This is a genomic window from Micromonospora sp. WMMD812, assembly GCF_027497215.1.
Classification (GTDB): Bacteria; Actinomycetota; Actinomycetes; order Mycobacteriales; family Micromonosporaceae; genus Micromonospora.
Genome location: NZ_CP114904.1, coordinates 5,505,426 through 5,528,935 on the forward strand (window position 1 = coordinate 5,505,426; position 23,510 = coordinate 5,528,935).

Annotated in this window: 21 protein-coding genes; 10 read left to right on the plus strand and 11 right to left on the minus strand. The window is 71.2% G+C overall.

Annotation, left to right across the window (positions count from 1 at the left end; translation table 11 throughout):
- The first annotated feature begins 40 nt into the window (after positions 1-40).
- Genes O7603_RS25515 through O7603_RS25525 form a run of 3 tightly spaced genes read left to right on the plus strand, consistent with a single transcriptional unit; the run spans position 41 to position 3,073 of the window.
- Positions 41-1,018 carry an ABC transporter permease gene (locus O7603_RS25515; protein WP_281572284.1) on the plus strand — a complete coding sequence of 326 codons (978 nt, stop codon included), beginning with the start codon at positions 41-43 and terminating at the stop codon, positions 1,016-1,018.
- Between the two features lie 26 nt (positions 1,019-1,044).
- On the plus strand, positions 1,045-2,067 hold the full coding sequence (locus O7603_RS25520; protein WP_281576808.1) for an ABC transporter ATP-binding protein: 1,023 nt from the start codon (positions 1,045-1,047) through the stop codon (positions 2,065-2,067).
- Entirely contained in the window at positions 2,060-3,073 is a 1,014-nt protein-coding gene (locus O7603_RS25525) for a dipeptide ABC transporter ATP-binding protein (RefSeq protein ID WP_281572285.1), read from the plus strand. The genes O7603_RS25520 and O7603_RS25525 overlap by 8 nt, the downstream gene beginning before the upstream one ends.
- Before the next feature lie 237 nt (positions 3,074-3,310).
- Here O7603_RS25525 and O7603_RS25530 read toward each other — a convergent pair whose 3' ends face one another.
- Positions 3,311-3,607 (minus strand): chorismate mutase, encoded by a 297-nt coding sequence (locus O7603_RS25530; RefSeq protein WP_281576809.1) that lies wholly within the window; start codon positions 3,605-3,607, stop codon positions 3,311-3,313.
- A gap of 545 nt (positions 3,608-4,152) precedes the next feature.
- Between O7603_RS25530 and pcrA the strand changes: the two genes are divergently transcribed.
- The gene (pcrA, locus tag O7603_RS25535; protein ID WP_281572286.1) at positions 4,153-6,558 is read left to right on the plus strand and encodes a DNA helicase PcrA; all 2,406 of its coding nucleotides are present in this window, start codon (positions 4,153-4,155) and stop codon (positions 6,556-6,558) included.
- A 56-nt stretch (positions 6,559-6,614) separates the two neighbouring features.
- Here the strand turns inward: pcrA and O7603_RS25540 are convergent, their stop codons facing one another.
- Positions 6,615-7,322: a M23 family metallopeptidase gene (locus O7603_RS25540; protein ID WP_281576810.1), complete on the minus strand. Its 708-nt coding sequence runs from the start codon at positions 7,320-7,322 to the stop codon at positions 6,615-6,617.
- A 337-nt stretch (positions 7,323-7,659) separates the two neighbouring features.
- Complete coding sequence (locus O7603_RS25545) at positions 7,660-8,370, minus strand: M23 family metallopeptidase (RefSeq protein ID WP_281572287.1); 711 nt, start codon at positions 8,368-8,370, stop codon at positions 7,660-7,662.
- Positions 8,371-8,922: 552 nt separating this feature from the next.
- Between O7603_RS25545 and O7603_RS25550 the strand changes: the two genes are divergently transcribed.
- The 3 genes from O7603_RS25550 (at position 8,923) to sucD (ending at position 11,889) form a co-directional block, all read left to right on the plus strand.
- Entirely contained in the window at positions 8,923-9,327 is a 405-nt protein-coding gene (locus O7603_RS25550) for a cobalamin B12-binding domain-containing protein (RefSeq protein ID WP_281572288.1), read from the plus strand.
- A 493-nt stretch (positions 9,328-9,820) separates the two neighbouring features.
- Positions 9,821-10,999, plus strand: coding sequence for an ADP-forming succinate--CoA ligase subunit beta (gene sucC / locus O7603_RS25555; RefSeq protein ID WP_281572289.1), 1,179 nt, complete (start codon positions 9,821-9,823; stop codon positions 10,997-10,999).
- A 2-nt stretch (positions 11,000-11,001) separates the two neighbouring features.
- Positions 11,002-11,889, plus strand: a complete 888-nt coding sequence (gene sucD, locus O7603_RS25560) for a succinate--CoA ligase subunit alpha (RefSeq protein WP_281572290.1) — start codon at positions 11,002-11,004, stop codon at positions 11,887-11,889.
- Between the two features lie 46 nt (positions 11,890-11,935).
- Here the strand turns inward: sucD and O7603_RS25565 are convergent, their stop codons facing one another.
- The gene (locus O7603_RS25565; protein WP_281572291.1) at positions 11,936-12,202 is read right to left on the minus strand and encodes a DUF4190 domain-containing protein; all 267 of its coding nucleotides are present in this window, start codon (positions 12,200-12,202) and stop codon (positions 11,936-11,938) included.
- A gap of 157 nt (positions 12,203-12,359) precedes the next feature.
- Here O7603_RS25565 and O7603_RS25570 point away from each other — a divergent pair, with 157 nt between their 5' ends.
- The gene (locus O7603_RS25570; RefSeq protein ID WP_281572292.1) at positions 12,360-13,649 is read left to right on the plus strand and encodes a DUF6350 family protein; all 1,290 of its coding nucleotides are present in this window, start codon (positions 12,360-12,362) and stop codon (positions 13,647-13,649) included.
- 135 nt (positions 13,650-13,784) lie between these two features.
- On the opposite strand, the gene O7603_RS25575 is transcribed toward O7603_RS25570, so the two are convergent.
- Both O7603_RS25575 and O7603_RS25580 read right to left on the minus strand, forming a co-directional pair.
- Complete coding sequence (locus O7603_RS25575; protein ID WP_281572293.1) at positions 13,785-14,396, minus strand: DUF4190 domain-containing protein; 612 nt, start codon at positions 14,394-14,396, stop codon at positions 13,785-13,787.
- Positions 14,397-14,422: 26 nt separating this feature from the next.
- Positions 14,423-14,716 (minus strand): CD225/dispanin family protein, encoded by a 294-nt coding sequence (locus tag O7603_RS25580; protein ID WP_281572294.1) that lies wholly within the window; start codon positions 14,714-14,716, stop codon positions 14,423-14,425.
- Positions 14,717-14,921: 205 nt separating this feature from the next.
- Here O7603_RS25580 and purN point away from each other — a divergent pair, with 205 nt between their 5' ends.
- Both purN and purH read left to right on the plus strand, forming a co-directional pair.
- The gene (gene purN / locus O7603_RS25585; RefSeq protein WP_281572295.1) at positions 14,922-15,542 is read left to right on the plus strand and encodes a phosphoribosylglycinamide formyltransferase; all 621 of its coding nucleotides are present in this window, start codon (positions 14,922-14,924) and stop codon (positions 15,540-15,542) included.
- Positions 15,539-17,107, plus strand: a complete 1,569-nt coding sequence (purH, locus tag O7603_RS25590) for a bifunctional phosphoribosylaminoimidazolecarboxamide formyltransferase/IMP cyclohydrolase (RefSeq protein WP_281572296.1) — start codon at positions 15,539-15,541, stop codon at positions 17,105-17,107. Before purN ends, purH begins: the two co-directional genes overlap by 4 nt.
- Before the next feature lie 154 nt (positions 17,108-17,261).
- On the opposite strand, the gene O7603_RS25595 is transcribed toward purH, so the two are convergent.
- The 5 genes from O7603_RS25595 to O7603_RS25615 form a co-directional block, all read right to left on the minus strand.
- On the minus strand, positions 17,262-18,296 hold the full coding sequence (locus O7603_RS25595; RefSeq protein ID WP_281572297.1) for a dipeptide ABC transporter ATP-binding protein: 1,035 nt from the start codon (positions 18,294-18,296) through the stop codon (positions 17,262-17,264).
- Positions 18,280-19,317: an ABC transporter ATP-binding protein gene (locus tag O7603_RS25600; protein WP_281572298.1), complete on the minus strand. Its 1,038-nt coding sequence runs from the start codon at positions 19,315-19,317 to the stop codon at positions 18,280-18,282. The genes O7603_RS25595 and O7603_RS25600 overlap by 17 nt, the downstream gene beginning before the upstream one ends.
- 6 nt (positions 19,318-19,323) lie before the next feature.
- A complete protein-coding gene (locus O7603_RS25605; RefSeq protein ID WP_281572299.1) occupies positions 19,324-20,280 on the minus strand; it encodes an ABC transporter permease in 957 nt (318 codons plus the stop codon).
- 72 nt (positions 20,281-20,352) lie between these two features.
- Positions 20,353-21,291, minus strand: coding sequence for an ABC transporter permease (locus O7603_RS25610; protein ID WP_281572300.1), 939 nt, complete (start codon positions 21,289-21,291; stop codon positions 20,353-20,355).
- A 196-nt stretch (positions 21,292-21,487) separates the two neighbouring features.
- Positions 21,488-23,092, minus strand: coding sequence for an ABC transporter substrate-binding protein (locus O7603_RS25615; RefSeq protein WP_281572301.1), 1,605 nt, complete (start codon positions 23,090-23,092; stop codon positions 21,488-21,490).
- Positions 23,093-23,510 lie beyond the last annotated feature (418 nt).

Consider the following 23,510-nt stretch of genomic DNA (forward strand, 5'->3'; position numbering starts at 1 on the left):
CGGCCACCCATGCCGGCACCGAGCGTAACGAGGTGGCGGCATGAGTGACCCGAGTACCGCGTCCATCGTCTCGACACCGCCGGCGCACCAGCCGACCGAGATCGGGGGCCCGACCAACGCCGGTCTGCCGGACGGCGCCCGCCGGGAGAAGCCCCGCGGCCTGCTCGGCGACGCGTGGCACGACCTGCGGCGCAAGCCGCTCTTCTGGATCTCCGCGATCTTCATCGTGGTCTTCATCGTGATGGCGGCCTTCCCGTCGCTCTTCACCTCGGCCAGCCCCGACTACGGAGAGCTGGGCCGGAGCCTGGGCAAGCCGTCGGGCGACGCCTGGTTCGGCTACGACATCCAGGGACGCGACGTCTTCGCCCGGACCATCTACGGCGCGAACGCCTCGATCGTGGTGGCGCTGCTCTCGGTGTTCGGCACGCTGCTGATCGGCGGCACGATGGGCATCATCGCCGGCTACCGCGGCGGCTGGGTGGACGCCCTGCTGTCCCGGATCGCCGACGTCTTCTTCGGCCTGCCGTTCGTGCTCGGCGCGATCGTCATCCTGACGACGTTCAACGGATCGGGCACCAGCAACAGCGAGTGGGAGATCAAGTTCCTAGTCATCGCGTCGCTCGTCGTGCTGAGCTGGCCGGTGGTCATGCGGCTGATGCGCTCCTCGGTGCTGGCCACCAAGGAAGCCGACTACATCGTCGCGGCCCGGGCGCTGGGTGCCGGCACCGGCCGGATCATCCTCAAGCATCTGCTGCCGAACTGCCTGGCCCCGATCCTGGTGTACGGCACGATCATGGTGGGTTCGTTCATCGGCGCCGAGGCGACGCTGTCCTTCCTGGGCGTCGGCCTGAAGTCGCCGGTGGTCTCGTGGGGCATCATCATCAACGAGGCGCAGAACCTGATCCGGGTGGCCCCGTACCTGCTCTTCTTCCCCGCCGCGTTCCTCGTCGCCGCCGTGCTGAGCTTCGTCATGCTCGGTGAGGCCGTCCGCGAGGCCCTCGATCCGAAACTCCGCTAGGGGCGATCCAGTTGTCCGACATTCTCGTGTCCGAGCAGTCCGCTGCGGGCGCCTCCGGGCGCCCCACCGGCCGCCTGCTCGAGGTCGACGATCTCCGGGTGGAGTTCCGTACCCGCGACGGCGTCGCCAAGGTCATCAACGGTGTCACGTACCACGTCGACGCGGGGGAGACCCTCGCCGTGCTCGGCGAGTCCGGCTCCGGTAAGAGCGTCACCGCGCAGACCATCATGGGCATCCTCGACACGCCGCCCGGTCACGTGTCCGGCGGTCAGGTGCGCTTCCACGGCAAGGACATGCTCCGGATGTCCTTCGAGGAGCGCCGCCGCATCCGCGGCGAGGGCATCGCGATGATCTTCCAGGACGCGCTCTCCGCCCTGAACCCGGTCTTCACGGTCGGGTTCCAGATCGCCGAGCAGTTCCGGGTCCGGCGCGGCATGAGCCGCTCGGACGCCAAGAAGCGCGCGATCGAGATGCTCGACCAGGTCAAGATCCCGAACGCCAAGGGCCGCTTCAGCAACTACCCGCACCAGTTCTCCGGCGGTATGCGGCAGCGGGCGATGATCGCCATGTCGCTGGCGCTCGACCCCGAGGTGCTGATCGCGGACGAGCCCACCACGGCGCTCGACGTGACAGTGCAGGCCCAGATCATGGACCTGCTCGCCGAGCTCCAGCGCGAGCGGCAGATGGGCATGATCCTGATCACCCACGACCTCGGCGTGGTCGCCGACGTCGCGGACCGGATCGCGGTCATGTACGCCGGCCGGATCGTCGAGGAAGCCGACGTGTACGACCTGTACGCGAAGCCGGCGCACCCGTACACTCTCGGCCTGCTCAACTCGATCCCGCGGCTGGACGAGAAGGGGCAGCAGCTCCGGACGATCAAGGGCCTCCCGCCGAACCTGATGAACATTCCACCGGGCTGCCCGTTCAACCCGCGCTGCCCCATGGCGCAGCCGGTCTGCCGGGAGAAGGTGCCGCCGCTGCTGCAGATCGGCGCGGGCCGGGCCAGCGCCTGCCACTTCGCCGAGGAGCTGGTGAACCGTGACTGAGAACATCCTCGAGGTCCGCGACCTGGTCAAGCACTACCCCGTCACCCGTGGCGTGGTGTTCAAGAAGACCATCGGTCAGGTCAAGGCCGTCGACGGGGTCTCCTTCGAGCTGCGTCAGGGCGAGACACTCGGCGTGGTGGGTGAGTCCGGCTGCGGCAAGTCGACGCTGGCCCGGGTGCTGATGAACCTGGAGAAGCCGACCGGCGGCAAGGTGCACTACAAGGGCCAGGACATCTCCAAGCTGTCCGGTGGCGGTCTGCGCCGGCTGCGCCGGCAGATCCAGCTGGTCATGCAGGACCCGTACACCTCGCTGAACCCGCGGATGACGGTCGGCGACCTGGTCGGTGAGCCGTTCGAGATCCACCCCGAGGTGGCGCCGAAGGGTAGCCGCCGGAAGAAGGTCAAGGAACTGCTCGACCTGGTGGGCCTGAACCCGGAGCACATCAACCGGTACCCGCACCAGTTCTCCGGTGGTCAGCGGCAGCGTATCGGCATCGCCCGGGCGCTCGCCCTGCGTCCGGAGATCATCGTCTGTGATGAGCCGGTGTCGGCCCTGGACGTGTCGATCCAGGCGCAGGTGATGAACCTGCTGGAGCAGCTCCAGAACGAGTTCGGCCTGTCGTACGTCTTCATCGCCCACGACCTGTCGGTGGTCCGGCACCTCTCCGACCGGGTCGCGGTGATGTACCTCGGCAAGATCGTCGAGGTCGGCACCGAGGACGAGATCTACGAGCGGCCGACCCACCCGTACACCCAGGCGCTGCTCTCCGCGGTGCCGGTGCCGGACCCGACCGTCCGGCAGAACAAGGCGATCATCCGCCTGACTGGTGACGTGCCGTCGCCGGTCAGCCCGCCCTCCGGCTGCCGGTTCCGCACCCGCTGCTGGAAGGCGCAGGACATCTGCGCCCAGCAGGTGCCGCTGCTGCAGATCCGGCAGGGCTCGGACCACCCGAGCGCCTGCCACTTCGCCGAGAAGCGGGAGATCGTGGCCACCCACGAGGTCTGATCCACTCCGGAACCGCCTGCCGACGTCACCGCGACGCCGGCAGGCGGTTCTGTCTTCCCACCCCACCTCACCCCATCCCGCCCGCGCCCGCCCGCCGCCCCGCGCCCCCCGCCCCCGCCCGCCCCGCCCCGCGCCCTCAGCCCGTTGATCATGAGGTTGACGGCGGATTCGGAGATCGAAAGTGCCGTCAACCTCATGATCAACCGTTCCGGAGGGCCGGACGGGTGGGGGTGGGGGTCAGAGGGGGCCGCGGCCGGCGCGGAGCAGCAGCAGCGCCAGCTGGGTGCCGTCGGAGCCGAGCGCGCGGCGGAACCGCTCGAGGATCTCCCGCTCGCGGGAGAGCACCAGCCGGGTGCCGCCGGACGCCATGCGGGTCACGCCGACCTGCTGGGACAGGTTCGCCCGCTCCTGCCACAGGTCGATCAGCGCCTGGTCGATCTGGTCGATCCGTTCGCGGATGGCGACGATCTGGGCGGCCGCGACCGGCTCCTGCGTGCCGGCGTCCACCGGCCGCGCCGCTGGCCGGCCGTCCACGGCGCCGGCGGGCGCCGCCCCGTCCGTCTCCCCGGCGAGGGGGGCGGCCGCGTCGCCGGCCGGGGAGAGCGCGTCCGCCGCACCACCGGCCGGCGTGCCGGCGGCCCCGTTCGGAGCGCCGGTGGCCCCGCTCGACGTGCCGGTGGCCCCGTCCGGCGCCGGGTCGCCGGGCGTCGCCTCGGCGGACGATCCCGCCCCGGCCCCGCCGGACGCACCGGACCGCGCCGGACCGCCGTTCTTCACCACGTCTGTCATCATCGCCGTACCCCTCGGACATCGGGCCCGGTGCCCGGATCCCGAGACGAAAAAGCCCCGGGCTCCAGGAGCCCGGGGCTTTTCGCAGGTCTGTTGATCAGGCGCGACCTACGGCTGCCGGACTCCCGGTGCCGTAGTAAAAGTAGTAGCGCTGACCGAACACGCCGTCGAGTATGCCCAGGGCGGGCGCCGGAGCGCAAGGAAATCGGTGTGAACACCGAGCCGCGCGGCACCACGGCGGGCGTGCGCGGTCGGGAAGTGTCCGGCCGGCGGCATAGACTCGCCGTGCGATGCATCCTCTCTTCGACATCCCCGCGTCCCCGCCTGCGCCCGAGCGTGCGCCGGCCCGTCCGCACCGGCCCGGGTCGGCGTCCAGCCGCCTTGACCCGCAGGCCCTGCTCACCGGCTTGAACGGGCCCCAGCGCGACGCGGTGACGCACGCCGGCTCGCCGTTGCTGATCGTGGCCGGCGCGGGCTCCGGCAAGACCCGGGTGCTCACCCACCGGATCGCCTACCTGCTCGCCGCGCGGGACGTGCACCCCGGAGAGATCATCGCGATCACCTTCACCAACAAGGCTGCGGGCGAGATGAAGGAGCGGGTCGCCGCGCTGGTCGGGCCGCGGGCCCGGCTGATGTGGGTGTCGACCTTCCACTCCGCCTGTGTCCGGATCCTGCGGGCCGAGCACGAGCACGCCGGGCTCAAGTCGACCTTCTCCATCTACGACGCCGACGACTCGCGCCGGCTGATGCAGCTGGTCACCCGCGAGCTGGATCTCGACCCGAAGCGCTACCCGGCGCGCGGGCTGGCCGCCCAGGTCTCCAACCTGAAGAACGAGCTGGTCGATCCCGAGCAGTTCGCCGCCCGGGCCAAGGGCCCCAACGAGCGGGCCCTGGCCGAGGCCTACACGCTCTACCAGCGCCGGCTGCGCGAGGCGCACGCGCTGGACTTCGACGATCTGATCATGACCACGGTGCACCTGCTCCAGTCGCACCCGCACGTCGCCGAGACCTACCGCCGGCGGTTCCGGCACGTGCTGGTGGACGAGTACCAGGACACCAATCACGCCCAGTACGTCCTGATCAAGGAGCTGGTCTCCGGCACCGAGGGGCTGGCGCCGGCCGAGCTCTGCGTGGTCGGCGACGCGGACCAGTCGATCTACGCGTTCCGCGGCGCGACCATCCGCAACATCCTGGAGTTCGAGCGCGACTTCACCGACGCCCGGACGATCCTGCTGGAGCAGAACTACCGCTCCACGCAGACGATCCTCAACGCCGCCAACGCGGTGATCGACCGCAACACGTCCCGCAAGCCGAAGCGGCTGTGGAGTGACGCCGGGGCCGGCGAGCAGATCGTCGGCTACGTGGCCGACACCGAGCACGCCGAGGCGGACTGGGTGGCCCGGGAGATCGACCGGCTGGTCGACGAGGGCGACACCCGACCGGGCGACGTCGCGGTCTTCTACCGCACCAACGCCATGTCCCGCGTCTTCGAGGAGGTGTTCATCCGGGTCGGCCTGCCCTACAAGGTGGTCGGCGGGGTGCGCTTCTACGAGCGCAAGGAGGTCCGCGACGCGCTGGCCTACCTGCGCGCGGTGGTCAACGACGACGACACGGTGAGCCTGCGCCGGATCCTGAACACGCCGCGCCGGGGCATCGGCGAGCGGGCCGAGGCGTGCGTGGAGGCGCTCGCCAGCCGAGACCGGATCTCGTTCGGCGCCGCGCTGCGCCGGGCGAAGGACGCGCCGGGCATCTCGACCCGGGCGGCCAACGGCATCGCCGAGTTCGTGGCCCTGCTCGACGGCGCCCGCGAGCTGGCCGAGACCGGCACCCCGGAGGAGGTGCTGGAGGCGCTGCTCACCCGCTCCGGTTACCTGACCGAGCTGGAGGAGAGCCTCGACCCGCAGGATGCCGGCCGGGTCGACAACCTCCAGGAACTGGTCAGCGTCGCCCGGGAGTACACCGAGCGGATCGAGGCGACGGGCGCCGAGGAGGAGCGGGCCACACTGGCCGGTTTTCTGGAGCAGGTCGCCCTGGTCGCCGATGCCGACCAGGTGCCCAGCGACGACCCGGACCACCAGGGCGTGGTCACCCTGATGACGCTGCACACCGCGAAGGGCCTGGAATTCCCGGTGGTGTTCCTGAGCGGCCTGGAGGACGGGGTCTTCCCGCACCTGCGCTCGCTCGGCGACACCCGCGAGCTGGAGGAGGAGCGGCGGCTCGCGTACGTGGGGATCACCCGGGCGCGGCAGCGGCTCTACCTCTCCCGGGCGGTCACCCGCTCGGCGTGGGGGCAGCCCGCCTACAACCCGCCCTCCCGGTTCCTGGAGGAGCTGCCGCCGGAGCTGGTGCGCTGGGAGCGCACCGAGGGGTCGTACACCTCGTGGGCCGGCGGGGGCGGTGGCGTCGGAGGCCGCGCGGACCGCGCGCCCGGCGGGCGTGGTGGCTTCAGCGGGGGTACGCCGAAGGCGGCGCAGCTGGCGAAACGGCTCGGGGTCGACGGCAGCCGGTTGACCACCGCCAGCGAACTGCCGCAGGCGCCGAAGGTGGCGGCCGGCGACCGGGTCAACCACCAGCGCTACGGGCTGGGCCGGGTGCTCGCCGTCGAGGGGCACGGCCCGGGCGCCCGCGCGCAGATCGACTTCGGCGATCAGACCATGTGGCTGGTGCTGCGGCACGCCCCGATCGACAAGCTCTGAACGGCGGGGCCCGGCCCGGCGTTCCGCCGGGCCGGGCCCTCCTCGTGCCGTGGCCGTCAGCAGGCCACGTTGATGCCCCGGGCGCGCAGGAACGGCGCCGGGTCGATCTGGTTCCACATCTGGCCCTTGTGCACCTCGAAGTGCAGGTGCGGGCCGGTGGAGTCGCCGGTGGAGCCCTCGTAGCCGATCACCTGGCCGACGCCGACCTTGTCGCCCACGCTCACGACCAGGCGGCTCTGGTGGGCGTAGTGGGTCAGGTAGCCGTTGCCGTGGTCGATGAAGACCGAGTTGCCGTACCCGTCGCCGGCGTCACCGGCCTTGACGACGGTGCCCGCGGCGGCGGCGTGGATCGGGGTGCCGGCGGGCAGGGCGAAGTCGATACCCGCGTGCAGGGTGCCCCACCGCTGGCCGTAGCAGGAGGTGACCTCGGCGCCCGTCATGGGGATGACCCAGGTCGGCTTGGGCTTGACGGTCTTCTTGGGCTTCGGCTTTGCGGTGGTCGCCGACGCGGACGGGCTGGCCGTCGACGGGCTCGGCGTGGGGCTGGCCGGCGAGGCCGTGGCCGAGGGGGTGACCGGCGTGGCCGTCTCCCGGGCCGAGCGGTCGGCGCGGGCGGCGGCCTCGGCCCGGGCCTGCGCGTCGAGCGAGACCGGTGCCGGGGTCTGGTCACCGCCGGTCGCGGCAACCGCCACGCCGGTGACGGCGAGACCGACGACGGCGACCGCCCCGACCACGAGGAGCCGCGTCCTCCGGCCGGCCCGCATCCGGTGCCGGATCACCCCGGCGTCGTCGCGCCGCTCGTACTGACTGGTGCTGTCTTCTTCCTGCACGGGAGACCTTCACGTGTCGAGGGGATCGGACTGACCGATCCTGGTTCGCGCCACGTACCGGCGGGTAAGGGGGACGGGCCGGCGGCCCGACGCAGTGTCGACGACTGTCCCGTGCTGAGCGGGATCAGCCGGTCTGACCCGGTAAGTGATCATGGCCTGCCGTGACGCCGGTCACATCTCTCGGTGTGGCGCAGGTGACTTCCGCGGTGCCCGAGTAATGAAAAACCGCCCGGATCGGTCGATCCGGGCGGTCAACGGGCGGTACGCAGCGTCAGGACGCGGCTACCTCGTTGTAGATTGCCTCGACTTGCAGCTTGATGTCCACCCCGCGCTCCTGGAGCCACGGCACCGGGTCGACCGGCTCGCCCTTGACATGCACCTCCAGGTGGAGGTGGGAGCCGTAGGAGTGGCCGGTGTTGCCGACCAGGCCGAGCTGGTCGCCCGCCTTGACCTGCTGCCCCTGCTGCACGCTCACGGCGGAGGAGTGGCCGTAGATCGCCTCGCTGCCGTCCGCGTGCTGCACGATCACCGCGTAGCCGTAGCCACCGAACCAGCCGGCCTTGGTGACGGTGCCGGAATGGATCGCGACGTACGGGGTGCCCTCGGGCGCGACCAGGTCGACGCCGGTGTGCAGCTTGCCCCAGCGCATGCCGTAGGGCGAGCTGAAGTCGTAGCCCTGGAGCGGCAGCAGCCAGGGGTCCTGCTCGCTGGCCTGTTCGTCCCGGCCGCTGTCGCGGGAGGCGCGGTCGGCGGCGTCGGCGCGGGCCTGGGCGTCCTGGCTGGTGATCGAGGCCTGGCGGAGCTCGTCGAGGACCGACGGGCTGACGCTCTTGGCGTCCGGCAGCGCGCCCGCGCCGAGCGCGACGACGCCGGCTCCGACGAAGGCGGTGGTGACGACGGCGGCGTAGCGGCTACGCGGTGGGGTGGGTACGCGGCGGCGGCCGCGATATCTATCGGGCTCAGACGACAGGCGCTGGCGCACGCACACCCTCCGTTGTCGGGGATCCGATGCGGCCCGCGGACACCGGGTGAAGCCGCGGTGAACGTCTGCGAGTCGCGTCGTCACCCGTCGGTGGACCTGATGACAACCGTGGACACGTTAGCCAACCACCAGGCGAGTCACAAGCCGGAGCGCCGAATTGGCGTGTCGATCTGTCCGTTTGCGTCCGTGATTGTCATGCCCTGCGCCGTCGGCCGGTGCCCCCGTAACTGTCCGTTCGTCGCGGAGCGTGACCGATACGGCGGAGTCGTCCGGCTTGACGACGGACCTCGGCGCGCCGCCGGCCCGCCGCGTCCGAGAGCCGCCGCGTCGAGGGTCGAGCCGCCGCGTCCGCGAGCCGTCGCGTCGAGAGCCGACCCTCTTGTCCGATAGCCGACGCGCTGCCAGCGAGGGCCGCAGCCGCCGCCCCCGCGGCCGGCCCTCCGTGCCCGGTCCGTCGGCGGCCGAGTTTCCGGCCCGGATTTCCCGACCTCGGCCCGCCGGGTTACCGTTCGTTCAGGTGAAGGCCGCGGAGCCGGTGAAAGGTGTGCGCTGATGAGCTCTCGTATTCGGGTCGTCGTCGCCAAACCAGGCCTGGACGGCCACGACCGGGGCGCGAAGGTGGTCGCGCGCGCCCTCCGGGACGCCGGTATGGAGGTCATCTACACCGGCCTGCACCAGACTCCGGAGCAGATCGTCGAGACCGCCATCCAGGAGGACGCCGACGCGGTCGGCCTGTCCGTGCTCTCCGGCGCGCACATGACGCTCTTCCGGAAGGTGCTCGAACTGCTCACCGAGCGCGACGCTCGGGACATCGTGGTGTTCGGCGGCGGCATCATCCCGGACGCCGACCTTCCCGAGCTGGAGAAGCTGGGCGTCGCCAAGATCTTCACGCCGGGAGCGACCACGCAGTCGATCGTGGAGTGGGTGCGGCAGAACGTCGCGCAACCGGTCAGCTGAGGCCGGCGGTCCAGCGACCGCGCCGGGCCGATGGTCCGGTGGCCGGGCACGGGGGGAGGGGCCGGACGCACCCCTCACACGTCCGGCCCCTCTATGCACGATGCCCCGCCGCCACCCCTCGACCGACAGGGCATCGGCCGTTTCCCGTCTTCGCGCTTACCAGCGCTCCGACATCTGACTCAACGACGCCCCCGCGGAGGGGTTACGCACCTTCGGCAACATCGCTCGGACGGCTGACGTGGCCGGCCCTCACCGGTCCACCGACCCGAGCCGGTGCCCGGCATCCCGGGGGTGTGCCGCCCGGACGCGGTCTGGCTCGCACCGGAGGCGCTGTGCATTACCGCACACCGCGCACCCGCTCGGTTGCCCCCGGTGCCCACCTCGCTAGGCTGCGGCCAATGGCCTGTTTCAACTGATGACAGGCGTCAAACTGTTTTCGAACGCTGGTGGCGGCGCGACGGCGCGCCGCGGAGACGGGACGGGACGCGCAATCGTGGACCTGTACGAGTACCAGGGGCGGGACCTGTTCGAACGGCACGGGCTGCCCGTGCTCGCCGGCGGCGTCGCCACTACCCCGGAGGAGGCCCGCGCGATCGCCGAACGCCTCGGCGGCCGGGTGGTCGTCAAGGCGCAGGTGAAGGTCGGCGGTCGCGGCAAGGCCGGCGGCGTCAAGCTGGCCGAGGGCGCGGAGGAGACGGTGGCCCGCGCCACCGACATCCTCGGCATGGACATCAAGGGTCACACCGTCCACAAGGTCATGATCACCGTGACCGCGGACGTGGCCGAGGAGTACTACTTCTCCTACCTGCTCGACCGGGCGAACCGCACCTTCCTCTGCATCGCCAGCGTGGCCGGCGGTATGGACATCGAGCAGGTCGCCGCGGACACCCCGGACAAGGTCGTCAAGGCGCCGATCGACGCGGTCACGGGTGTGGACGAGGCCAAGGCGCGCGAGATCGTCACCGCCGCCGGCTTCCCCGCCGAGGTCGCCGACCAGGTCGTCGAGGTCGCTGTCGGGCTCTGGAAGGCCTTCGTCGCCGAGGACGCGACCCTGGTCGAGGTGAACCCGCTGGCGACGACCCGCGAGGGTAAGCTGCTGCTGCTCGACGCCAAGGTCAGCCTGGACGAGAACGCCGGCTTCCGGCACCCGGACCACGAGGCGCTGGTCGACCAGGCCGCGGTGGACCCGCTGGAGCAGGCCGCCAAGGAGAAGGACCTCAACTACGTCAAGCTCGACGGCGAGGTCGGCATCATCGGCAACGGCGCGGGTCTGGTCATGTCGACCCTCGACGTGGTCGCGTACGCCGGTGAACGGCACGGCGGCGTCAAGCCGGCCAACTTCCTCGACATCGGCGGCGGCGCCAGCGCCGCGGTGATGGCGAACGGGCTGGAGATCGTCCTGTCCGACCCGTCGGTGAAGAGCGTCTTCGTCAACGTCTTCGGCGGTATCACCGCCTGTGACGCGGTCGCCAACGGCATCGTGCAGGCGCTCGCCCTGCTCGAGCAGCGCGGTGAGAAGGTCACCAAGCCGCTCGTCGTTCGGCTCGACGGCAACAACGCGGAGGCCGGTCGGGCGATCCTCGACGGCGCCAACAACCCGCTGATCGAGCGGGTCGACACCATGGACGGCGCGGCCGAGCGGGCCGCCGAGCTGGCGGCTGCGGGGGTCTGATCATGGCTATCTGGCTGACCAAGGACTCGAAGGTCATCGTTCAGGGGATGACCGGTTCCGAGGGTTCGAAGCACACCCGGCGGATGTTGGCCGCCGGCACCAACGTGGTCGGCGGCGTCAACCCGCGCAAGGCGGGCCAGACGGTCGACTTCGACGGCACCGAGCTGCCGGTCTTCGCCTCCGTGGCCGACGCGATGAAGGAGACCGGGGCGGACGTCACGGTCATCTTCGTGCCGCCGCAGTTCACCAAGGCCGCGGCGATCGAGGCGATCGACGCCGGCATCGAGCTGGCCGTAGTGATCACCGAGGGCGTGCCGGTGCACGACACCGCCGCGTTCTGGGCGTACAACGTGGCCAAGGGCGAGCGCACCCGGATCATCGGGCCGAACTGCCCCGGCATCGCCTCGCCGGGCGCCTCGAACGCCGGCATCATCCCGGCCGACATCACCGGCTCCGGCCGCATCGGCCTGGTCAGCAAGAGCGGCACGCTGACCTACCAGATGATGTACGAGCTGCGCGACATCGGCTTCTCGACCTGCGTCGGCATCGGCGGTGACCCGATCATCGGGACCACCCACATCGACGCGCTCGCCGCGTTCGAGGCCGACCCGGACACCGACGCCATCGTGATGATCGGTGAGATCGGCGGCGACGCCGAGGAGCGGGCCGCCGAGTTCATCAAGGCCAACGTCACCAAGCCGGTGGTCGGCTACATCGCCGGCTTCACCGCCCCGCCCGGCAAGACCATGGGGCACGCCGGCGCGATCATCTCCGGCTCGGCCGGCACCGCCGACGCGAAGAAGGCGGCGCTGGAGGCGGTCGGCGTCAAGGTCGGCAAGACGCCGACCGAGACCGCCCGCCTGATGCGGGAGATCATGTCCGCCGGCTGAGCGATCGCGTCTCGCGCTGAGGGGGTCGACCGGTCGGTCGGCCCCCTCAGCCGTTCCGGAAGAACGGATAGTTGCCCGTCGCGCGGAGGAAGGTGCCGGCGACGATGTTGACCACGCCGAGCGCGACGGCGACGTAGCCGAGCACCGGCGACTGGCCGTACCGCCGCGCGTCCCGGATGGACAGGTAGCCGAAGACGATGCCGAGGATGCCGCAGCAGATCAGCCCGAGCACGACGCCGAGCACGCCCCAGAGCGTCGTGCGATTCCGCCCGCGGGCCGGCGGCGGAGGGGGCGGCGGGTACGGAGTGGTCACGGCGTCCTCCTCGACGTTCGGAGCCGCGATGACGTCGGGTCCTGTGCCGAGGCTAGACGGGGCGGGGAGCGGGACGACCGTGGATCGCGGGACTCGCCGCCGTGCCGGGGCGGTATCGGACTGCCTCCGTGCCTTCGACGTGCCAGAGTAGATCCCGATGTCCGACGTCACCCCCGATCACCCCCGCCGGTCCGGTGCGGTCACCGCCGACGACCGTCCGGCCGGCCGTGGCACGCCCGGCGGGCGGGTGCCGCGCCCGCGGCCCGGCGGATCGCCGCGCGGTCGCGCGCCGCTGGCCGTGGCCGCGGCGGTCGCCGCGTTCGGGGCCGCGCTCACGTCCTACCTGCCGGTCGCGATCGTGCTCGGCCTGGCCCAGCTCAGCGAGGACGCCGGGTCCTTCGCCGGCGCCCTGCGGGCCGGGCTGGCCGGCTGGCTGCTCGGCCACGGCGTCCCGCTGGGCACCGAGGCGGGTCCGCTCGGGCTCACCCCGCTCGCGCTGAGCGCGCTGGTGATCTTGCGGCTGGCCCGGGCCGGGGTGCATGTCAGCCGGGCGATCGGCGCCCGCGGTGGCCGGTCGCCGCGCCAGGCACTCACCGCTGCCGGCGCGGTCGGCATCGCGTACGCGCTGCTCGGCGTCCTCGGCGCGGTGCTGGCCGGCGTGGGCGGCCCGACGGTGTCGCCGGTCCGTGCCGGGATGACGTTCGCGCTGCTCGGCGCGCTGGCCGCCCTGATCGGCGCGGTGCGCACCACCGGCGTGGGCGGCCTGCTCGCCGAGCGCGCCCCGGTGGCGCTGCGGGACGGGATCCGGACCGGCCTCGTCGCCGGTCTGCTGCTGCTCGGCGCGGGGGCCGGTGCGGCCGGGCTGGCCGTGGCCACCGGCGGCGGGGACGCGGCCGACATGATCGGGGCGTACCGGACCGGGGTGGCCGGGCAGGCCGGCATCACCCTGATCAGCCTCGCCTACGCGCCGAACGCCGCGATCTGGTCGACCAGCTACCTGCTCGGCCCGGGCTTCGCCGTCGGGACGGACACGGCCGTGCGGACCAGTGAGGTGTCGGTGGGCGCCCTGCCGGCCGTACCCCTGCTGGCCGGGCTGCCCCGTGGCCCGGTCGACGGGCTGGGCGCCGCGCTGCTCGCGGTGCCGGTCCTGGCCGGCATGGCGGCCGGCTGGCTGCTCGCCCGCCGGCTGGTCCGGCTCGCGGTCGACGAGCGGGCGCCGCTCAACTGGGCGCCGCTGCTCGCGCCGGCGGCGATCGCCGGGCCGGTGGCCGGAGCGCTGCTGGGCGCCGTGGCGGCCGCCTCGGCCGGGCCGCTGGGCGGCGGCAGACTGGCCCAGATGGGGCCGGTCGCGTGGCAGGTGGCGCTGGTGACCACCGCCGTTGTCGCGGCGGGCGCGCTGCTGGGCGCGGCCGCCACCCGGGCCTTCACCCGCACCGCCGCACGCTGAGGCCCGGCGCCCGCCCGACGGCATCGGCCGCGCCGGCCGGCGGGGCGCAGGAGCCGGGGCGAGAGAAGCAACGGGCCGCAGGCACCGAAGGGGCGCCCCGCGGCTCGCGGGGCGCCCCTTCCGATCACCGGCCGATCAGGGCTCGGTCGGCAGGTTCACGTTCGCCACGATGCCGAGGATGAGCACGAGGATGCCCAGCCCGGCGCCGACGGCACCGCAGATCAGACCCGCCTTGGCCTGGCCGGCGTTGCTCGCCTGCCCCTGGTCCGCCTTCTGCTTGGCGAGGTAGCCGGTGATGATGCCCGCGATACCGACCGGGATGCCCAGGTAGAGGCAGCAGACCAGCGGAATCGACGCGATGCCGAGGATCATCGACACGAGGCCGAGGGTGTTGTTCTGCCCCTGCGCCTGGGGGTAGCCGGCGTTGGGGTACGTGGGCGCGCCGTACGGCTGCTGCTGCGCGTACGGGTCCTGCTGGTACGGCTGGCCGTAGGGCTGACCCGAGGTCGGCTGCTGACCGTAGGGCTGACCCGAGGTCGGCTGCTGACCGTAGGGCTGACCCGAGGTCGGCTGCTGGCCGTACGGAGGCTGCTGACCATACGGGTTCTGCGGCGCGGCGTAGGGGTCCTGCGGCTGGCCGTAGGGCTGCCCGGAGGTGGGCTGCTGACCGTAGGGGTTCTGCGGCGCGGTCGGATCCTGGTTGGGCTGCTGGCCGTAGGGGTCCTGACCTGGGTTACCGGGCTGCATTCGACGAGGCTCCTTGGCTGTGTCCGTCAGTACGTGCTGGTGTCGCCACTCATGATCGCGCCGATACCGCCCAGCGCGCAGCACACCAGCACGATCACATACCACGCGATGCCGACGATCAGGGCCCACTTGGACCACTTCCTCGACTCCGTCGCGGCCGCCTGCGCGCCCGCGTAGTCACCCTGCTGGAGCAGCGGGTTCACCTTGGACGCGTTGAGGATGGCCGGGATGGCCAGCGGCCAGAAGAGGAAGATGGCGACGATCGACATCGTCATGTTGTTGTTGATCGGCGGCTGCTGGGGCGGGTAGCCGGGCTGCATGGGGGCTCCTCACTCGCCGACACGACTCGCGTGTCGGATCATCGACTCTCGGGGGTGTGGGCCGGGCGCGCGCGCCGGGCCCGAGCGACCGGCAGCGTACCGGTTCGGCGCCAGCCTGGCTGTCAGCCGCGCGCGTCGATCCGACGTCGTCCGTCCCGACCTGCCCGGACGCGGCCCTTCCCCGCCTGCCCGATAGGGTGAGCCGGTGACCGAGCCCGCGTCCGCCGCCCGCATCGTCGTCCTCGTCTCCGGGTCCGGGAGCAACCTGCAGGCGCTGCTCGACGCCGGCGCCGACCCGGCGTACGGCGCCCGCGTGGTGGCGGTCGGCGCCGACCGGGACGGCATCGCCGGGCTGGACCGGGCCGCCGCGGCCGGGGTGCCGAGCTTCGTGACGCCGCTGAAGGCGTACGACACCCGCGACGACTGGGACCGGGCGCTCAGCGCGCAGGTCGCCGAGCACCGGCCCGACCTGGTCATCTCCGCCGGGTTCCTCAAGCTGGTCGGGCCGCGGTTCCTGGCCGCCTTCGGCGACCGCTACCTGAACACGCACAACACTCTTCTGCCGGCGTTCCCCGGCATCCACGGCCCGCGTGACGCCCTCGCCTACGGGGTGAAGGTCACCGGTGCCACGCTCTTCTTCGTCGACGCCGGTATGGACACCGGCCCCATCGTCGCGCAGGTCGCCGTGCCGGTGCGCGACGACGACGATGTCGATTCCCTCACCGAGCGCATCAAGTCGGCCGAGCGACGCCAGCTCGTCGAGCAGGTCGGCCGCCTGGTCCGTGACGGTTGGACGATCACCGGAAGAAAGGTCACGATCCCGTGAGCTCCACTCAGGACGAGCGCCGTCCGATCCGCCGGGCGCTGGTCAGCGTCTACGACAAGACCGGCCTGGTCGAGCTGGCCCGGGCGCTGCAGGCCGCCGGGGTGGAGATCGTCTCGACCGGGAGCACGGCTGCGACGATCGCCGACGCCGGCGTGCCGGTCACCGCCGTGGAGACGGTCACCGGGTTTCCCGAGGTCCTGGACGGCCGGGTCAAGACCCTGCACCCGAAGGTGCACGCCGGGCTCCTCGCGGACCTGCGCAAGGACTCGCACGTCGCCCAGCTCGACGAGCTGGGGGTGGCTCCGTTCGACCTGCTGGTGAGCAATCTCTACCCGTTCCAGGCCACCGTCGCGTCGGGCGCGAGCCTCGACGAGTGCGTGGAGCAGATCGACATCGGCGGTCCGGCGATGGTCCGGGCCGCGGCCAAGAACCACGCCTCGGTCGCCGTGGTGACCGACCCGTCGGCGTACCCGGCGCTGCGGGCCGCCCTCGACGCGGGGGGCTTCACCCTGACGCAGCGTCGCGCCCTGGCCGCGCGGGCGTTCGCCGACATCGCCGAGTACGACGTGGCGGTGGCGAACTGGTGCGCGGTGCAGCTCGGCGAGGAGCCGGAGTGGCCGGGCTTCGCCGGTCTGGCGCTGCGGGCGGACCGGGCCCTGCGGTACGGCGAGAACCCCCACCAGGCGGCGGCGCTCTACACCGACCCGGACGCGCCGGCCGGGCTGGCCCAGGCCGAGCAGCTGCACGGCAAGGAGATGTCCTACAACAACTACGTCGACGCGGACGCCGCGTGGCGGGCCGCCAACGACTTCGCCGACCAGCCGGCGGTGGCGATCATCAAGCACGCCAACCCGTGCGGCATCGCGGTCGGCGCGGACGTGGCCGAGGCGCACCGGAAGGCGCACGCCTGCGATCCCGTCTCCGCGTACGGGGGCGTGATCGCGGTGAACCGCCCGGTCTCGGTCGAGATGGCCCGTCAGGTGGCCGACATCTTCACTGAGGTGGTGGTGGCGCCGGAGTTCGAGGCCGGCGCGGTCGAGATCCTTCAGGGCAAGAAGAACGTCCGGCTGCTGCGTGCCCCGGGCTGGAGCCCCCCGCCCGCGGAGTGGCGGCAGGTCAGCGGCGGGGTGCTGGTGCAGATGGCGGACCGGGTCGACGCGCCGGGCGACGACCCGGCGACCTGGACCCTCGCCACCGGCGACCCGGCCGACGAGGAGACCCTGGGCGACCTGACCTTCGCCTGGCGGGCGATCCGCGCGGTGAAGAGCAACGCGATCCTGCTGGCCCGGGACGGCGCGACCGTCGGCGTCGGCATGGGCCAGGTCAACCGGGTCGACTCCGCGCGGCTGGCGGTCAGCCGCGCCGGCGCCGACCGGGCCCGGGGTGCGGTCTGCGCCTCGGACGCGTTCTTCCCGTTCGCCGACGGCCCGCGGATCCTCATCGAGGCGGGAGTCCGCGCGATCGTGCAGCCCGGCGGCTCGATCCGCGACGAGGAGGTCATCGCGGCCGCCAAGGAGGCCGGCGTGACGATGTACCTCACCGGCACCCGTCACTTCTTCCACTGACCAACCGCGCCCCGGCCGTCCCCCGCGCCCCGGGCCGTCCCGCGCCTCACGGGCTGATCATGAAGTTGTTGCCGCGACACGCCGATACGCGCGGCAACAACTTCATGATCGACGGGCCCGGGAGCGCCGGGTCGCGACGGGGTCGGCCTCCGCGTCAGGCCGTCGCGGTGGGGCGGAGCTCGGCGAAGTGGCACGCCGAGGGGTGCGGGTCGGCGGCCCGCGGGACCGTCTGCGGGTCCTCGACGGCGCAGATCTCCTGGGCCTTCCAGCAGCGGGTGCGGAAGCGGCACCCGCTGGGCGGGTCGGCCGGCGACGGCACGTCGCCGACGAGCCGGATGATGTTCCGGTCGTTGCGGGCCTCCGGGTCCGGCACCGGCACCGCGGAGAGCAGCGCCTGGGTGTACGGGTGGGTGGCCCGCTCGTAGATCTCGTCCTCGGTGCCGACCTCCACGATCCGGCCGAGGTACATGACCGCGACCCGGTCCGAGATGTGCCGGACCACCGACAGGTCGTGGGCGATGAAGATGTAGGAGAGCCCGAACTCGTCCTGGAGCTGCTCCAGCAGGTTGATCACCTGCGCCTGGATCGACACATCCAGCGCGGAGACCGGCTCGTCGCAGACGATGATCTCCGGACGCAGGGCGAGCGCCCGGGCGATGCCGATGCGCTGCCGCTGGCCGCCGGAGAACTGGTGCGGGTACCGGTTGATGTGCTCCGGGTTCAGCCCGACCACGTCCAGCAGTTCCTGTACCCGCTTGCGCTTGCTGCCCTTGGGGGCCGCGTCCGGGTGGATCTCGAACGGCTCGCCGATGATGTCGCCGACCGTCATCCGCGGGTTCAGCGAGGTGTACGGGTCCTGCATGACCATCTGCATGTTCCGCCGCAGCCGGCGCAGCTCGCCGCCGGAGGACTTGAACAGGTCCTTGCCCTCCAGGGTGGCCCGGCCCGAGGTCGGTGTCTCCAACCGCATCAGCAGCCGGGCCAGCGTCGACTTGCCGCAGCCGGACTCGCCGACGATGCCGAGCGTCTCGCCGCGGCGCAGCTCGAAGCTGACCCCGTCGACGGCCTTGACCGCGCCGACCTGCTTCTTGAACAGCACGCCCTGCGAGATCGGGAAGTGCTTGACCAGGTTGTCGACGGAGAGGATGGTCTCGCCGCGGACCTTGGTGCTGCTAGCGGGCGCTGTCATCACGGACCTCCTGCGCGAAGTGGCATGCGCTGGTCCGGCCGTCGCCGAGGACCAGGTCGTGCGGCACCACGTCGATGCAGACCTGCTGCACGTACGGGCACCGGGGGTGGAACGGGCAGCCGGAGGGGATTTTCATCAGGTTCGGCGGCAGTCCCTTGATCGTGGAGAGCTCCTGGCCGCGGACGTCCAGGCGCGGGATCGACTCCAGCAGGCCCTTGGTGTACGGGTGCGCGGGCGCCCGGTAGAGCGAGCGGACGTCGGCGTGCTCGACGATCCGGCCGGCGTACATGACCGCGATCCGGTCCGCCACGCCGGCCACCACGCCCAGGTCATGGGTGATCAGGATCATCGCCATGCCGAGGTCCCGGCGCAGGTCGGCGAGGAGGTCCATGATCTGGGCCTGCACGGTGACGTCCAGTGCGGTGGTCGGCTCGTCGGCGATCAGCACCTTCGGGTTGAGCGCGAGCGCCATCGCGATCATGACGCGCTGCCGCATGCCGCCGGAGAACTGGTGCGGGTAGTCGCCGATCCGCCGGGCGGCGGCCGGGATCTTCACCAGGTCCATCAGCTCGATGGCGCGGCGCCGGGCGTCGGCGCGGGACATCCCCTCCCGCTGGCGCAGGGTCTCGCCGATCTGCCAGCCCACCGGGAAGACCGGGTTCAGCGCGGAGAGCGCGTCCTGGAAGATCATCGCGATCTCCTTGCCGCGCACCTGCCGGCGCTGCTCCTCCGACAGGGCGAGCAGGTCGCGCCCCTGGTAGAGGATCTGCCCGGAGCGGATGTGCGCCGGCGGGGTGTCCAGGATGCCCATGATCGCCTGGGCGGTCACCGACTTGCCGGAGCCGGACTCGCCGAGGACGGCGAGCGTCTCGCCGGCGTCCAGGTGGTACGACACCCCGTTGATCACCTTGGCCACACCCTCGCCGGTGCGGAACTCGACGTAGAGGTCCCGGAGCTCGAGCAGGTGGCCGCCCTCCGGGGTGGCGGAGGCGGGCGTGGGCTGAACGACGGAGTCAGTCATGAGGGATCACCGCAGCTTCGGGTCGAAGGCGTCACGGATCGCGTCGCCGAGCATGATGAACGCCAGCACGGTCAGCGCGAGGAAGGCCGACGGGACGATCAGCGGGGTCGCGGCCTCCCGCATGTGGACCCGGCCGGTGTCGATGTCCTGGCCCCACGAGATGGTCTCCTGGCTCAGGCCGATGCCGAGGAACGAGAGGGTCGCCTCGGCGGCGATGAACGAACCGAGCGCGATGGTCAGCACCACGATGGCGGGGGCGAGCGCGTTCGGCAGGATGTGCCGCAGCATGATCCGGCCGTTGCCGGCGCCGAGCATCCGGGCCGCCGCGACGTAGTCCTGCTCCTTGGCGGTGATCACCGAGGAGCGGACCACCCGGGCGGCCGTGGTCCAGCCGAGGAGGGCCAGGACCAGCACGACCGCGCCGAGCCGGAAGTTCGGGCTCTCCGTGCCGACCCGCTTGAGCAGGACGATCGCGGCGAGCAGCAGCGGGATGCCGAGCACGATGTCGATCACCCGGGAGAGCACGGCGTCGACCCATCCGCCGAAGTAACCGGCGAGCATGCCGACGATCAGCGCGAGCACGCCGGTGAACAGCGCGGAGAGCGCGCCGACGAGCAGCGAGGCCTGCGTGCCGTAGACCGCCCGGGAGAAGGTGTCGCAGCCCTGGAAGCCGTACCCGAAGATGGCCCCACCGGACGGCCCGGCGTGCTGCCGGGAGAGCAGGCAGTCCTTCGGGTCGTTCGCGGTGAACAGGCCGGGGGCGACCGCCATCAGGGTGACGATCAGCACCAGCGTGAGCGAGACCCAGAAGATCGGGTTGCGGCGCAGGTCGCGCCAGGCGTCACCGGCCAGGCTGCGCGGCTTGCCGGGGGTGCCGGGCTGGTTCGGGTTGCCGGGCTCACCCGAGGGGCCACGGCGCGCGGCCTGGTTCTCGGTGGCCGCCACCGTCTCAAAATCACTCATGCCCGCACCTCGCTCCGCTCGGTGCCGGCCTGAGCGTCCAAGCACGCTGCGTTGATGATTCGTTCGCTGCGCTCACTCATAGCGGATCCTCGGGTCGAGTACGGCGTACAGGACATCCACCACCAGGTTCGAGACCAGGTAGACGACGACGAGGACGCTGACGATTCCCACCACCAGGGGGCCGTCCTCGGTGCGGATGCCGCGGAAGAGGTTGAAGCCCACGCCGGGGATGTTGAAGACGCCCTCGGTGATGATCGCGCCGCTCATCAGGTTGCCCAGCTCGACGCCGAGGAAGGTCACCACCGGGATGAGCGAGTTGCGCAGCACGTGGACGCTGACGATGCGCCGTTTGACCAGGCCCTTGGACCGGGCGGTGCGGACGTAGTCGGCGCGTAGGTTCTCCGCCACCGAGGTGCGGGTGAGTCGCAGCGCCGTCGCCAGCGAGAGCGAGCCGAGCACGATGCCGGGCAGCAGCAGCGCGTAGAAGCTGGGCTCCGCGCCCGCGGTGGGTGGGAAGAGCTGCCACTTGACGCCGAAGAAGAACTGCGCGAGCGGCGCCAGCACGATGGTCGGAATGCCCAGCACCAGCAGGGTCAGCACCAGGGTCGCGTTGTCGAAGATGCCGGCCCGGCGGATGCCGGCGATCACGCCGGCGGTGACGCCGAAGATGATGGCCACGGCGAGCGCGATGAGGGCCAGCTTGACCGTGGTCGGCCAGGCCTGCTCGAGGATGTCGCCGATCTGCCGGCCGGTGAGCGACTGGCCCAGGTCACCCTGGACGAGGTTCTTCACGTAGTCGAAGTAGCGGTAGAAGAAGCCACCGACGCCGGTCTGGTCGAGGTGGAACTTCTCCGTCAGGTATGCCCGCTGGGCCGGTGTCACCGGCCGCTCGCCGGCGAGGGCCTGGATCGGGTCGCCCTGCCCGGCGAACATCAGCGCGTAGACGATCAGCGTGGTCCCGAAGAACGCCAGGACCATCTGCAGGAGGCGCCGCAGGATGTAGCGGAACATACTTTCCAGTCTCTCCGGAAAAATGCGAATGGGTCGCAAGACGACGTCTCTGGTCGTACCGGAAAAATCCGTGACCTGGTCGTCGGTCCCCCGGCGGGGCCGCGCGGAGACCGGCCCGGACGATCAGCGACCGGGTCGGTCCGCGTGCGCCCGGGCCACCCGGGAAAGTCCCCGGGTGGCCCGGACCGCGGTCAGCTCAGCTGGCCGCCTCGATCTTGACCAGGTTGACGCGCTGGAACAGGTCCATCTCGACGTTCTTGACCTTGGTCGAGTGGCCGAACACGTTCTCGCCGAAGCGGAGCGGGATCACCGGCATGTCCTTGGCCAGGATGTCCTCGGCCTGCTGGTACTTCTTGATCGCCTCTTCCTGGGTGGGAGCGGCGGAGCCCTCCTTCACCAGCTTGTCGAACTCCGGGTTGCTGTACCCGTAGTAGTTCGACGAGCCGTTGGTGCTGTACAGCGGGCCCAGGTAGTCCTCCATGGACGGGTAGTCCATGACCCAACCCATCCGGAACAGGCCGACCGGCTGCTTCTTCTCGACCTTGGTGAGCAGGTCGGCGAACTTCGGCTCGGCCGAGCCGACGACCTCGACGCCCAGGTTGGCCTTCAGCTGGTTGGCGGTCGCGTCGACCCAGTCCTTGTGACCGCCGTCGCCGTTGTAGGAGATGACGATCTTCGACGGGCCGCCCGCGGCCTGGTACAGCTTCTTGGCCTCGGTCGGGTTGAACTCACCCGCCGCGCCCGCGGTGTTCTCCCGGTAACCCGGCAGCACCGGCGAGACGAACGAGCGGGCCGACTGCTGCGAGCCCTTGAAGATCGACTTGGTGATCTCGTCCCGGTCGATCGCCATCGAGATCGCCTTGCGCACGTCCGGGTTGCTGAAGTTCTTGTCGAACGTCGGGAACGCCAGGAACTGGAACGACGACATCGGGCTGGTCTGGTACCGGTCGCCCAGGTCGGTCGGCGCCGTGCTCAGGCTCTCGGTCGGGATCGTCGGCAGCACGTCCAGGTTGTCACCCAGCACGTCCGCGTACGCGGCGGTGAGCTGCTGGTAGACCCGGAACTCGATGTTCTTCACCTTGGGCTTCTCGCCCGGGTAGGCGTCGTACCGCTCGACGTCGATCTTGCTGTCGTGCTGCCAGGTGCCCTTCATCTTGAACGGGCCCTGGCCGATCGGCGCCTGCTCGTAGGAGTCCTTGAGCACGCCCGGGGCCGAGAACGCGGCCTCCGGCAGCGGGTAGAAGGCGTTGTAGCCGAGCATCGTCTCGAAGTCGATGTACGGCGCGGAGAGCGTCACCTGGAAGGTCAGGTCGTCGACCTTCTCCAGGCCGGACATCTCCTTGGCCTTCGGCTTGTCGCCCTGGAGGTCCTGGTAGCCGGCGATCTTCTCGAAGAAGTAGCTGGCGCCCTGACCGTTGGGCGCGTACGCGCCGTAGTTCCAGGCGTTGATGTAGTCGTCGGACGTGACCTTCTCGCCGTTGTGGAAGGTGAAGCCGTCCTTGAGCTTGATCGTCCAGACCTTGTGGTCGGTCGACGTCACCGAGTCGGCCGCGACCTCGTACGGCTTGTTCTGCGCGTCGTAGTCGACGAGCGGGGCGAACAGGCCGGCGAGCACCTGCGAGCCGGACGTCTCGGTGGTGTTCGTCGGAACCAGGTGCTGCGGCTCGGCGATCTGGATACTGACCGCCGCATTGGGGTCGCTGCTGCCGGATCCGCCGTCGCCGCCGCTGCCGCAGGCCGCGAGGCCCAGGGTCACCGCGAGCGGGAGGGCGGTCCAGGCGGCGAGCCTACGAACTCGCATGGAGCCTCCTCATCTCCTCACGCTGCGCAGTCAGGCCCGGCGTTGGGTAACGCTGCGCAACGATCGGCAACGGTAGGTCGGATGGTTCGCTTCGGCAACGAGCCGATTGCGACTCCGTAACGTTGCCCGCCGTCCCCCCTTGCCGGGAGGCGTTCGCCCTGCTAGCGAGGAGCCGCCTAATGGGCCCTGAAGTGCCATTTTGCTTCGGCCGGCCGGTGCGGTCCGTGCCCGTTCGGGCCGGCCCGGTGCTACTCGGACCGGTCGTCCGGGTAATGGGGGCGGCTGTCGCCCTGTCCGTTCCCGCCGTGATGGAATCCACTTTCCAACACGCAGAGTGACTTACGACACGTAACAGATCGTTATCAAATCGCGGTACCGGAGGCCCTCCTCCGGACTCCCGGGAACCGGGTCGTCCGAA